The following is a 12,104-nucleotide window of genomic DNA, read 5'->3' as shown; positions in this document are numbered from 1 at the left end:
CCGTCTCCGAAGTTGTGCTCAGAGCGTAGGTGTCGATGCAGGGGGTCGGCACGCGACCCGTAGGCTGGAGTCATGGCGGAGAAGTCCTGGTCCCTCACCCGTGCACTGCGCGGGATGTTCGTCAAGCCCACGATCGACGAGACGACGTGGGAAGACCTCGAGACGGCGCTCATCACGGCCGATTTCGGTCCTGACATCAGCGAGCGCGTCGTGGAGGAGCTCCGCGAGAAGGTCGAGCGTTTTCGGACGACCGACCCTCAGGACCTGCAGCGGATGCTCCGCGAGACGCTGGAAGAGCACTTCGCCAAGTTCGACACCACCCTCAAGCTGACCGAGCGCCCGGCCGTCGTGCTGGTCGTCGGCGTCAACGGAGTGGGCAAGACCACCACCATCGGCAAGTTCACGAAGTTCCTCCGGGGCTTCCAGCGCAGTGTCGTCGTGGGTGCTGCCGACACCTTCCGCGCTGCCGCGGTCGACCAGCTCGCCACCTGGGCGCAGCGCGGGGGAGCGGCCATCGTCCGTCCCCAGCAGGAGGGGCAGGATCCCGCATCCGTCGCGTATCAGACGATCGAGTTCGCTCAGCGTGAGGGCATCGAGATCGCGATCATCGACACCGCCGGCCGCCTGCACACCAAGGGTGGGCTGATGGACGAGCTGTCCAAGATCCGTCGTGTGATCGAGAAGCAGGCTCCCATCAGCGAGGTGCTGCTGGTGCTCGATGCGACCACCGGTCAGAACGGCGTGATGCAGGCCGAGGCCTTCCTCGAGCACGCGGGCGTCACGGGGCTCGTCCTGACCAAGCTCGACGGCTCCGCCAAGGGTGGTTTCGTGCTCGCGGTGCAGGAGCGCACCGGCATCCCCGTCAAGCTCCTCGGACAGGGCGAGGGCATCGACGATCTGACCGGTTTCACCCCCCATGTCTTCGTCCAGTCGCTCGTCGGCTGAGGTCGGGACTACCGCCGCGAGCACGAGGCTGGTTTCATAGCGTTATGGCGATCGAACACGACTACTTCGGACTCCTGTCCTCGGGACCGGACGGCTCGATCTTCTGGTCTGAGACGGTGGAGCTCGGTGACCAGAGCGTCACCGTCGATCTCACCGCGCCGGACCAGGACGACGTGTCCGCGGACGCGCTCGACATCGCCGCCTCCCTCATCTCCGGTCTGGAGAATGTGGACGCCACCTCGCGTCGCGGGATGCTCTCCGAGGTCGACGATCGCACGAGCGAGGTGACCGAGTACATCCTGCAGCAGCAGGAGGCCTACGGGGACGAACTCGAAGACGTGCTGGTCGACGTGAGCGGCGACGCCGCCGTCGACATCATCCGCTCGCTTCGGCTCATGAGCATGACGATCCTCGCCGACGAGCACGGCGGCTCGGAGCCGTTCGCGGTGTTGGAGTACGCCCTCGACGCCGCGACCACCGATGACGTCCTGCTCGTGAACCTCGGTTCCGACGGCAGCGTGCAGTCGGTGATGAGCGCCGACTGACGCTCACCACCGTCGCGGCTCAGACGGCCTGAGCGAAGCCGAGGTCTGCGCTGTCGGCGATGTGCGCGAGGTGCGGGGGGATCTCGCGGCCCTTCGACAGCATCGACTGCGCCCACAGGCGCCCTGCGCGATACGAGGAACGGACGAGCGGGCCGGCGAGGACGCCGAGGAATCCGATTCGCTCCGCCTCCTCCTTGAACTCCACGAACTCGGCCGGCTTCACCCACCGGGCCACCGGCAGGTGGCGAGGGGAGGGGCGCAGGTACTGCGTGATCGTGATGATGTCGCAGCCGGCCTCATGCAGGTCGTTCAGGGCCTGCACCACCTCTTCGGGCTCTTCCCCCATACCCAGGATGAGGTTGGACTTGGTGATGAGTCCTGCATCGCGGCCCTGGGTGATGACATCGAGCGAGCGCTCATAGCGGAAGGCCGGCCGGATGCGCTTGAAGATGCGTGGCACGGTCTCGACATTGTGCGCGAACACCTCGGGCCGTGCGTCGAAGATCTGGCCCAGGAACGCGGGATCCGCATTGTGCTCGTTGGCGAGGAGCTCGACGCCGGTGTTCGGGTTCAGCTCATGGATCTTGCGCACGGTCTCCGCGTTGAGCCAGGCGCCGGTGTCCGGCAGATCGTCGCGCGCGACGCTGGTCACCGTCGCGTAGCGGAGGTTCATGCGCACGACGCTCTCGGCGACCCGGCGCGGCTCGTCCGTGTCGTAGGCGTCGGGCTTCCCGGTATCGATCTGGCAGAAGTCGCAGCGCCGCGTGCACTGCGAGCCACCGATGAGGAAGGTCGCCTCGCGGTCCTCCCAGCATTCGAAGATGTTGGGACAGCCGGCCTCCTGGCACACCGTGTGCAGGTCCTCGCTCTTCACGAGCGAGTGCAGCGCGGTGTACTCCGGACCCATCTTCGCCTTGGTCTTGATCCACTCCGGCTTGCGCTCGATGGGTGTCTCGGCGTTCCGGATCTCGAGACGGAGCAGCTTCCGTCCCTCGGGTGCGGCGGCGGTCATGCGTAGGCTCCTGCCTGCTGGGCGGTCGAGTAGTCGGCGACGAAGGCGGCCGACACGGATTCGATGATGTCGGCGGGAGAGATGTCGGCGCCCACGACCTCGCTCACGGTGGTGACCCCCGCGTCGGTGATCCCGCACGGGATGATGTCGCGGAAGCCCGCGAGGCTGTTGTCGCAGTTGATCGCGAAGCCGTGCATGGTCACTCCCTGCTGCACGCGGACGCCGATCGCGGCGACCTTGTCTTCGGAGAGAGGTCGACGGACCCACACCCCGCTCCGGCCGTCGACCTGACGGCCGTCCACCCCGAAGGGACGCAGGACGTCGATCAGGATGCGCTCGAGACGGCGTACGTGGGCGACGACGTCCATCGGCTCGGGGAGGCGGACGATCGGATAGCCGACGAGCTGGCCGGGTCCGTGCCAAGTGATCTTGCCGCCCCGATCCACGTCGATGACCGGAGTGCCGTCCTGCGGACGCTCCTGCGGTTCGGTGCGCTTGCCGGCCGTATAGACCGCTTCATGCTCGAGGAGGATGAGCGTGTCAGGACGCGTGCCGTCGACCACGTCTGCGTGGATCCGACGCTGGAGCTCCCAGCCGTCTGAATACGGGACGTACGCAGGGGCGAGGCCGGGGGTGAGGATGTCGAGCATGAGCGACTCGCTCTCGGTCAATAGATGGATTGCGTCTAAGAATACTCCTCTTCGACTCGGGACACGCCACGAACCGTCGAGCGGTAGCGTGTGAGCATGAGCAGTCCCAGCCGAGCCGGACGCCCGAAGGCATCGTCCCGAGAGACTCTCGCGGAAGCCGCCTGCGAGCTCTTCCTGGAACGCGGCTACGACGCGACTTCCGTCGCCGACATCACGCAGCGGGCCGGCGTCAGTCGATCGAGCTTCTTCAACTACTTCTCCTCGAAGAGCGACGTGCTGTGGTCGGGCTTGGATGATCGCATCGGTCGCGCTGTCGACGACCTGGTCGCCGTGCCCGAGGATCGGCAGGGCGGAGAGGTCAGGCGCATCCTCACGGCCCTCGTCGACGGCTTCGCCCCGGACAGCCTCGCCCTCGCGATGACGAACTCCTCCGCCATGGGCCTCGACGACGAACTCGAACGCGACGCCGCGCTGCGACAGGCGAGACTCGCGGCGGCACTTGCCGACCTCGCGCACCGCTCCGGTGTCTCCGCGCTGGCCGCCGACATCGTGGCTGCGACCTGGGCCGCCGCGGTGATCGCCGCGATACGCGCCTGGGCGGAGAGCGGTGCCGGTCGGGGGTCGGTGGCTGACCGCTTCGTCGACGCGATGAGTGCGATCGGACGACTGCCGTGGAGTGCTCCGACGTCGTGACCGGCGCGAGGGGCCGGATGACGCGCCGGACCTGCTGGGCGAGACCATGGTGGTCGCGTGAAGGAGCTCTTCCAGGACGAACTCGTCGTCGGAGCCTCGCCGAGCGCGGAGAAGGGCGCCGGATTCGCGTAAACTCGGTGTCACCATGGCTACCTTTGGCACGCTCTCCGATCGGCTCACCGAGACCTTCCGCAACCTCCGCACGAAGGGAAAGCTCACCGCGGCCGATGTCGACGGCACCGTGCGCGAGATCCGTCGTGCGCTGCTCGACGCCGACGTCGCGCTCACCGTCGTCAAGGAGTTCACCGCGAAGGTGCGCGAGCGGGCGCTCGGCGACGAGGTCAGCAAGGCCCTGAACCCGGCGCAGCAGGTCGTCCAGATCGTCAATGAGGAGCTGGTCCAGATCCTCGGCGGCGAGCAGCGCCGACTCCGGTTCGCGAAGACGGCCCCGACGGTCATCATGCTCGCGGGGCTCCAGGGTTCGGGCAAGACGACATTCGCCGGCAAGCTCGCGAAGCAGCTCGAGGGCGAGGGCCACACCCCGCTGCTCGTCGCCGCCGACCTGCAGCGCCCGAACGCCGTCAACCAGCTCCAGGTCGTCGCCGAGCAGGCGGGCGCGACCGTCTACGCCCCCGAGCCGGGCAACGGCGTCGGCGATCCCGTGAAGGTCTCCCGTGACGGCGTCGAGCACGCACGCCGTCACCAGCACGATGTGGTCATCATCGACACCGCCGGACGTCTGGGCGTCGATGCGGAGCTCATGAAGCAGGCCTCGGACATCCGCAAGGCGACCGACCCGGACGAGGTCCTTTTCGTCATCGACGCGATGATCGGTCAGGATGCGGTGAACACCGCGCGGGCCTTCCAGGAGGGCGTCGACTTCACCGGCGTCGTGCTGTCCAAGCTCGACGGCGACGCGCGCGGTGGTGCGGCGCTCTCCGTCGCCTCCGTCACCGGCCGTCCCATCATCTTCGCCTCCACCGGTGAGCGCCTCGAAGACCTCGAGCCCTTCCACCCGGATCGCATGGCGAGCCGCATCCTCGACCTCGGTGACATCCTCACCCTCATCGAACAGGCCCAGCAGGCCTTCGATGAGGAAGAGGCCGTCAAGATGGCCGAGAAGCTCGCGACCGAGCAGTTCACCCTCGAGGACTTCCTCGACCAGCTTCAGCAGATGAAGAAGATGGGCTCGATGAAGAAGATGCTGGGGATGCTCCCCGGCATGGGGCAGATGAAGCAGCAGCTCGAGGACTTCGACGAGCGCGAGATCGACCGGACCGAGGCGATCATCCGGTCCATGACTCCCGGCGAGCGTCGCAACCCCAAGGTCCTCAACGGCTCCCGCCGCCTGCGGATCGCGCGCGGATCGGGCATGACCGTGACCGACGTGAACCAGCTGGTCGCTCGATTCGACCAGGCGGCGAAGATGATGAAGACCGTCGCCAGAGGCGGCACCCCGAACATCCCGGGAATGGGCGCCATGCCCGGTCTCGGCAAGCCGGGCGCATCCTCCAAGCGCGGCAAGAAGGGCAAGTCGTCCGGCGGGTCGCGCTCGGGCAACCCCGCGAAGCGCGCCGCAGAGAATGCCGGCCTCACCGCGGGCTCGACGCCCACCGGATCCGGTTTCGGCCTGGGCGGCGCGAAGGCGCCGAGCGAGGCCGACCTCGCGGAGATCCAGAAGCTCTTCGGCAAGAACTGACGCCCGTCGGTCTCGAACGGCGGACCGTCTCGCTGGCGGAGACCGTTCGATGGTCGGACCGCGCGGGTGACCTCGACCGGACAGACGAAGCGGGCCCGGAGGAATCCTCCGGGCCCGCCTCCTCAGGAACCTGAGGTTACTTCACGTCCTCGTCGACCCAGTCCATCGACTTGCTGACGGCCTTGCGCCACAGCCGCAGCTGACGGTCGCGCTCTGCGTCCTCCATCGACGGCTCCCAACGACGGTCCTCCTGCCAGTTCGCGGAGAGGTCGTCCAGGCCGTTCCAGAACCCGACCGCCAGGCCCGCAGCGTATGCGGCGCCCAGCGCGGTGGTCTCGGCGACGACCGGTCGGACGACCGGAACGCCGAGCACGTCCGCCTGGAACTGCATCAGGGCGTCGTTGGCGACCATTCCGCCGTCGACCTTGAGCTCGGTGAGGTCGACACCGGCATCGGCGTTGACCGCGTCCAGCACATCGCGGGTCTGGAACGCCACGGCCTCGAGTGCTGCGCGGGCGATGTGGTTCTTGTTCGCGTAGCGGGTGAGACCCACGATCGCACCGCGGGCGTCCGGACGCCAGTACGGCGCGAACAGACCCGAGAACGCCGGCACGATGTAGACGCCGCCGTTGTCGTCGACCTGCTTGGCGAGCTCCTCCACCTCGGGGGCGGAGCCGATGATGCCGAGCTGGTCACGCAGCCACTGGATCAGCGACCCGGTGACGGCGATCGACCCCTCGAGCGCATAGTGCGTCGGCCCGTCGCCGAGCTTGTAGCCGACCGTGGTCAGCAGCCCGTTCTTGGAGTGGACGATCTCCTCACCCGTGTTGAAGATGAGGAAGCAGCCGGTGCCGTACGTGTTCTTGCTCTCACCGGTGTTGAACGCCGCCTGGCCGAACGTGGCCGCCTGCTGATCTCCCAGGATGCCGGCGATCGGCGTCTCGCGCAGCAGCGACGAGTCCTCGGCTGCGCCGTAGACCTCGGAGGAGGAGCGGATCTCGGGCATCATCGAGCGAGGCACGCCGAACGCCTCGAGGATGTCGTCACGCCACTCGAGCGTCTCGAGATCCATGAACATCGTCCGCGACGCGTTGGTGACGTCCGTCACGTGCACGCCGCCGTCGACACCACCGGTGAGGTTCCAGAGAACCCAGCTGTCCGTCGTGCCGAAGACCAGGTCGCCGGCATCCGCCTTCTCGCGCGCACCCTCGACGTTCTCGAGGATCCACGCGATCTTCGTGCCGGAGAAGTACGTGGCCAGAGGGAGGCCCACGACGGGCTTGAACCGCTCGACCCCGCCGTCGGCCGCGAGGCGGTCGACGATCTCCTGCGTACGCGTGTCCTGCCAGACGATCGCGTTGTAGACGGCCTTGCCGGTCGTCTTGTCCCAGACCACCGCGGTCTCGCGCTGGTTGGTGATGCCGACGGCGGCGATGTCGTGGCGCGTCAGGTCGGCACGGCTCAGGGCGAGACCGATGACCTCCTGCACGTTGCGCCAGATCTCGGCGGGGTCGTGCTCGACCCAGCCTGCCTTCGGAAGGATCTGCTCGTGCTCCTTCTGACCCGTCGCGATGATGCTGCCCTTCTTGTCGAAGATGATCGCGCGGCTGGAGGTTGTGCCCTGATCGATGGCGATGATGTAGTCGGCCATTGTGTTCTCCTTTGAAGTCAGGTTCGGGGTCAGGCGAGGTTGAGCAGCGCGGGCGCTGCGAGGGCGGCGAGGACGCCACCGACGAGGGGGCCGACCACCGGCACCCAGGAGTACGACCAGTCGCTTGAGCCCTTGCCCTTGATCGGCAGAATGGCGTGAGCGATACGCGGGCCGAGGTCACGGGCAGGGTTGATCGCGTAACCGGTCGGTCCACCGAGGGAGGCACCGATCGCGACGACGACGAGGGCGACGGGCAGCGCGCTGAGCGGTCCGAGGCCTCCGGGGACGCCGATCTCGATGTCGCCGTAGTCGGCGAACGCGAAGACCGCGAACACGAGGACGAACGTGCCGATGACCTCTGTGACGAGGTTCCATCCGTAGGAGCGGATCGCAGGACCCGTCGAGAAGACGCCGAGCTTGTTGGCCGGGTCGGGCTCCTCGTCGAAGTGCTGCTTGTAGGCGAGCCAGGTGAGGATCGCACCGACGATGGCTCCGAGCAGCTCCGCGCCGGTGGCGACGGCGAACTGCGAGAAGTCGATCTTGTTCGCGACCAGGAGGCCGATGCCGACGGCCGGGTTCAGGATGGCGCCGGAGTATGCCGAGGCGAGGACACCCACGAAGACCGCGAGACCCCACCCCCAGTTGACCATCAGGAAGCCGCCGCCGAAGCCCTTGTTCTTCGCGAGCGCGACGTTTGCGACCACACCACATCCGAGGAGGATCAGCAGCGCAGTGCCGACGAACTCCGAGAGGAAGTAGAGACCGAGATTCACTTCAGTCATGTCTTCATTGACCTTTCTTGAGTGCCAGGGCCCCTTAGCCCTGGCACTTGTTGGGAATTACGCCGCGTGGAGGGCGGCGTTCGGATCTCTCGTCAGCCGCGTGCGCGGGACGAGATCTGGAGTCCATGGCGCTCGTTGAGCAGCTCACGCGTCTGCTCGAGCTCGGCATCGTGTCGTGCACGGTCCCAGTCGAGCAGAGGAGCCAGCGCATCGGCAAGCTCTTCGAGCACATCCGCGTCGGCATTGCCCGTGAACGCGATGCTGGTGCGACGGAGGACGACGTCCTGGAGGCGCGCGACCATCTCGTTCTCGACCATCCACGCGAGTTCCCTGGTCGACAGGTCGCCACCGACGAGAGGCGCGTCATCGCCCTGCTCGACGTAGGCCCAGACCTGTGCGGCGCGGGTGCCGTAGCGGGCGAGCAGGCGCTCCGCGCGGTCTCCGGCACCGGGAAGGTTCTCCTGGATCCAGATCCGACGGGCCTTCTCGGTCCGCGGGAAGTCGCGGCCTCCGCCGATGGCACGGCCGACGGTCGAGACCGTGCGGGTCCGGCCGATCAGCCCGAGCACGACGTCCGACAGCGACTCGCCGAGTGCACGGAACGTGGTCCACTTGCCTCCGACGAGGCTCACGAGCGGCGCTGCGCCCTTGTCGTCGACCTCGATGCGGTAGTCGCGAGAGACGAACCCGGGAGCCGTGTCCTCGTGCCGGGGGAGCGGGCGGATGCCGGAGAAGTTGAAGACGATCTGCTCTCGCGTCACCTCGATCTGCGGGAAGACGTGATGGATGAGGTCGAAGAAGTAGTCGATCTCCTCCTCCGTGCACACCGGCACCTCGCGGGGGTCCGCGTCGATGTCGGTCGTTCCCACCAGCACCCGGCCCTTGAGCGGGTAGATGAGGACGATGCGACCGTCGGAGTGCTCGAAGAAGATCTCGCGGCCACGGGTGGCCTCGAGCAGCTCGGGGTGGTCGAGCACGATGTGCGAGCCCTTGGTGCCGCCCATGAAGCGGGTGTCGGTGCCGAGGGCGTCGTTGGTCAGGTCGGTCCACGGGCCGGAGGCATTGACGACGACGTCTGCGGTGACGGAGAACTCGGTTCCGCTCTCGCGGTCGCGCAGGATGACCTTCTCGCCGTCCCGGGAGATCGCCTCGACATAGTTGAGCGCGACGGCGCCGGGGTGCGCGGCGCGGCCGTCCTGGAGGACGTCCAGAGCCAGACGCTCCGGGTCGTGCATGGACGCGTCGTAGTAGGTCGCGGTGTACTTGATGTTCGGGTCGAGCGAGGGGAGCTCGGCGAGCGAGCGCTTGCGGCCGAGGAACCGGTGACGGGGGACCATGCCGCCGTCGCGCGAGAACGTGTCGTAGATCGTCAGGCCGACCTTGATGAGGAAGGCGCCGCGTTCTTGGGGCTTGCCGCTCTTGTGGGTGAGGAAGCGCAGCGGAGCGGAGAGGATGCCCGAGAACGTCGAGTAGATCGGGATGGTGGTCTCGAGCGGCTTGACGTAGTGCGGGGCGATCTTCAGAAGGCCGTTGCGCTCTTCGACGGACTCGCGCACGAGACGGAACTCGCCGTTCTCGAGGTATCGGATGCCGCCATGGATCATGTGGCTCGATGCGGCGGACGCACCGGAGGCGAAGTCGCCTCGCTCGACCAGCAGGACGTCCACGCCCTGGAGGGCGAGGTCACGGAAGGTGGAGATCCCGTTGATCCCTGCTCCGATGACGAGGACGCTCGTGCGTCCGGACTCTCGGACCGCGCGGACGTCAGCGCGTTCCGGTGATGAGTGTGTCGACTCGATCATCTTCGACCTCTCTCTGTTCTTGCCCCCAGCATCGACCTCCACGGGCGGTACGCGCAAGCCCGTTGCACATATGTGCAAAGATCGGAGGGAGGAGGTCGTCATGGCGCAATCCGACGCGGGATCCCGGGACGCGAAGCTGATCGCGGCGCTCACCGCCGCGCAGCTCTACTACATGCAGGACAAGACCATGGAGGTCATCGCGCAGGAGTTGAAGACCTCGCGGTCGTCGGTGTCGCGCCTGCTCAGCTTCGCGCGCGAGAGCGGACTCGTCGACATCCGCATCAACTCGCCGCTGGAGCGCCTCGGGATGCTGGAGCAGCGCATCCGCGACCGCTACCGTGTCGTGGCGCACGTCGTGCCGATCCCCGAGATCGTCAGCGAGGTGGAGCGCCTCGAGCGCGTCGCACTCACCGCCGGCCGGCTGCTCTCGCAGTTCGTCGACTCGAACATGATCGTCGGCGTCGCGTGGGGATCGACGATCAGTGCGGTGAGTCGGGGACTCACGCAGAAGGAGACGCACAACACGACCTTCGTGCAGCTCAACGGCGCCGGCAACACCCAGACCAGCGGCGTCGAGTACTCCAGCGACATCCTGCAGCGGTTCGGCAGCGCCTTCGGTGCGCAGGTGCAGCAGTTCCCGGTGCCGGCGTTCTTCGACGACCCCTCGACCCGAGAGGCCATGTGGCGGGAGCGCAGCACGCGGCGCGTGCTGGACCTGCAGGCGAAGATGGACATCGCGGTGTTCAGCCTCGGGTCGCCGGCCGCAGAGGTCCCGAGTCGCGTGTACGTCGGGGGATACCTGAGCCGCGACGACTACCGAAGCCTGCGCGAGGACCACGCGATCGGCGATGTCGCGACGGTCTTCTTCCGTGCGGACGGCTCCTGGAAGGACATCAGGGTGAACGCCAGGGCGACTGGTCCCGGCCTCGATCGGCTTCGGCGTGTGCCGCGCCGTGTCTGCGTGGTCTCGGGTGTCCCGAAGCTGGTCAGCCTGCGAGCGGCCATCGCTGCGGAGCTGATCACGGACGTGGTCCTGGATGAGGGGCTCGCGCGCCGACTCGTCGACGACTGACGGGTCGAGCGGCGTGCGTCCGTCACGGCTCCTCGGTCGAGGCCTCCGGGCCGGAGCGGAATTCGCGGATCAGGTGCTGCACGACCGCCGCGAGGTCTCCTCCCGTGGCGTTGGCGATGGTGAGCTGCCGTTCGTAGCTCGCGCCTGCGGTGAGGATCGTCCCGATGCTGGCGAACTCGCGGACGCAGCCGAGCTCCAGCGCGACCGGTGCGAGCTCCTCGATGATGTCGGCGAGGTGGTCGCGCACCGGGCGCTGCGTGCCGGCCGCGTCGATGATCACGCGGGCATCGAGTCCGTACCGGGCGGCACGCCACTTGTTCTCGCGGTGGAACCACGCGGGCATCTCCGCCAGGTCCCGCCCCTCGTCGAGCTGACGGGACAGGTGCTCGACGAGGACCTGCACGAGGGCGGCCATCGACGCCAGCTCCGGGAGCGTGGAGAGTCCGTCGCAGGCGCGGACCTCGATCGTGCCCCAGCGGGGTGCGGGGCGGATGTCCCACCGGACCTCCGTCGCATCGGCCATCACGCCGGTGCGCACCATGTCCTCGAGATACGACTCGTACTGCGACCAATCGCGGAGCGGCCAGGGGAGCCCGGCGGTCGGCAGCTGCTGGAAGACGAGGGCTCGGTTCGAGGCGTAGCCGGTGCGCTCGCCCGCCCAGAACGGACTCGACGCCGCCAGCGCCTGCAGATGCGGGAGGTAGGCGGCGAGAGCGTTGATGATCGGGATGACCTTGCGCTGGTCCTCCACGCCGATGTGGACGTGGATGCCCCAGATCATCATGTTGCGCCCCCACCACTGGGTGCGCTCGATGAGCGTGTGATATCGGGTCTTGTCGGTCACCTCCTGGTCGAACCACTGCGCGAACGGGTGGCTCCCGGCGGAGAGCAGTTCGATGCCGGCGGGGTCGGTGGCCTCTCGCACCGCCGCGATGGCATTCGCGATGTCGTCGACGGCGTGGGCGACCGAGTCGCCGATGCCGCTGGTGACCTCGATGGTGTTGGTGAGCAGCTCGCCGGTGACCGTATGGCGCTCCTCTTCGCTCTCCGCTTCGAGAGCCGCGAGGAGTTCGGGCGCGCGTCCGACGAGATCACCGGTCGCCGGATCGGCGAGCATGATCTCCCACTCCAGGCCGACGGTGGACCGCGCGGATGGCGCGAAATCGAGCTTCACCAGCACAGTCTGACACGGGGTGTCCGCGACACGGCAACCCCCGAGTCGTCGCGTTTCGCGACTGGCGCGCGGATCTGGC

The 12,104-nt window shown here is 67.6% G+C and carries 11 protein-coding genes; 5 read left to right on the top strand and 6 right to left on the bottom strand.

Translation table 11 applies throughout. The features are described 5' to 3' along the window. Nucleotides 1–72 precede the first annotated feature (72 nt). Entirely contained in the window at nt 73–945 is an 873-nt protein-coding gene (ftsY, locus tag ACESK8_RS12110) for a signal recognition particle-docking protein FtsY (RefSeq protein ID WP_060925844.1), read from the top strand. 44 nt (nt 946–989) lie between these two features. Continuing rightward, nucleotides 990–1,490 (top strand): DUF2004 domain-containing protein, encoded by a 501-nt coding sequence (locus ACESK8_RS12105; protein ID WP_060925845.1) that lies wholly within the window; start codon nt 990–992, stop codon nt 1,488–1,490. Between the two features lie 19 nt (nt 1,491–1,509). Here ACESK8_RS12105 and lipA read toward each other — a convergent pair whose 3' ends face one another. Both lipA and lipB read right to left on the bottom strand, forming a co-directional pair. Continuing rightward, complete coding sequence (gene lipA / locus ACESK8_RS12100) at nt 1,510–2,502, bottom strand: lipoyl synthase (RefSeq protein WP_060925846.1); 993 nt, start codon at nt 2,500–2,502, stop codon at nt 1,510–1,512. Continuing rightward, nucleotides 2,499–3,152, bottom strand: coding sequence for a lipoyl(octanoyl) transferase LipB (lipB, locus tag ACESK8_RS12095; RefSeq protein WP_372968867.1), 654 nt, complete (start codon nt 3,150–3,152; stop codon nt 2,499–2,501). Before lipB ends, lipA begins: the two co-directional genes overlap by 4 nt. A gap of 96 nt (nt 3,153–3,248) precedes the next feature. Between lipB and ACESK8_RS12090 the strand changes: the two genes are divergently transcribed. Both ACESK8_RS12090 and ffh read left to right on the top strand, forming a co-directional pair. Then, nucleotides 3,249–3,845 (top strand): TetR/AcrR family transcriptional regulator, encoded by a 597-nt coding sequence (locus ACESK8_RS12090; RefSeq protein WP_372968830.1) that lies wholly within the window; start codon nt 3,249–3,251, stop codon nt 3,843–3,845. A 145-nt stretch (nt 3,846–3,990) separates the two neighbouring features. Next, nucleotides 3,991–5,544 carry a signal recognition particle protein gene (gene ffh, locus ACESK8_RS12085; RefSeq protein ID WP_372968829.1) on the top strand — a complete coding sequence of 518 codons (1,554 nt, stop codon included), beginning with the start codon at nt 3,991–3,993 and terminating at the stop codon, nt 5,542–5,544. Between the two features lie 136 nt (nt 5,545–5,680). On the opposite strand, the gene glpK is transcribed toward ffh, so the two are convergent. The 3 genes from glpK to ACESK8_RS12070 all read right to left on the bottom strand — a co-directional run bounded on the left by glpK (nt 5,681) and on the right by ACESK8_RS12070 (nt 9,779). Continuing rightward, nucleotides 5,681–7,195 (bottom strand): glycerol kinase GlpK, encoded by a 1,515-nt coding sequence (glpK, locus tag ACESK8_RS12080; protein WP_372968828.1) that lies wholly within the window; start codon nt 7,193–7,195, stop codon nt 5,681–5,683. A gap of 29 nt (nt 7,196–7,224) precedes the next feature. Further along, nucleotides 7,225–7,977 carry an MIP/aquaporin family protein gene (locus tag ACESK8_RS12075; protein ID WP_060925850.1) on the bottom strand — a complete coding sequence of 251 codons (753 nt, stop codon included), beginning with the start codon at nt 7,975–7,977 and terminating at the stop codon, nt 7,225–7,227. Nucleotides 7,978–8,069: 92 nt separating this feature from the next. Then, complete coding sequence (locus ACESK8_RS12070) at nt 8,070–9,779, bottom strand: glycerol-3-phosphate dehydrogenase/oxidase (RefSeq protein WP_372968827.1); 1,710 nt, start codon at nt 9,777–9,779, stop codon at nt 8,070–8,072. A gap of 100 nt (nt 9,780–9,879) precedes the next feature. Between ACESK8_RS12070 and ACESK8_RS12065 the strand changes: the two genes are divergently transcribed. Next, complete coding sequence (locus tag ACESK8_RS12065; RefSeq protein WP_372968826.1) at nt 9,880–10,851, top strand: sugar-binding transcriptional regulator; 972 nt, start codon at nt 9,880–9,882, stop codon at nt 10,849–10,851. Nucleotides 10,852–10,873: 22 nt separating this feature from the next. Here the strand turns inward: ACESK8_RS12065 and ACESK8_RS12060 are convergent, their stop codons facing one another. Then, nucleotides 10,874–12,025 (bottom strand): glutamate--cysteine ligase, encoded by a 1,152-nt coding sequence (locus tag ACESK8_RS12060; protein ID WP_372968825.1) that lies wholly within the window; start codon nt 12,023–12,025, stop codon nt 10,874–10,876. Nucleotides 12,026–12,104 lie beyond the last annotated feature (79 nt).

The sequence above is a fragment of the Microbacterium sp. genome (assembly GCF_041641055.1).
GTDB lineage: Bacteria > Actinomycetota > Actinomycetes > Actinomycetales > Microbacteriaceae > Microbacterium.
Note: the sequence above shows the minus strand (reverse complement) of the source record. Positions and strands in the feature narration are given on the sequence as shown.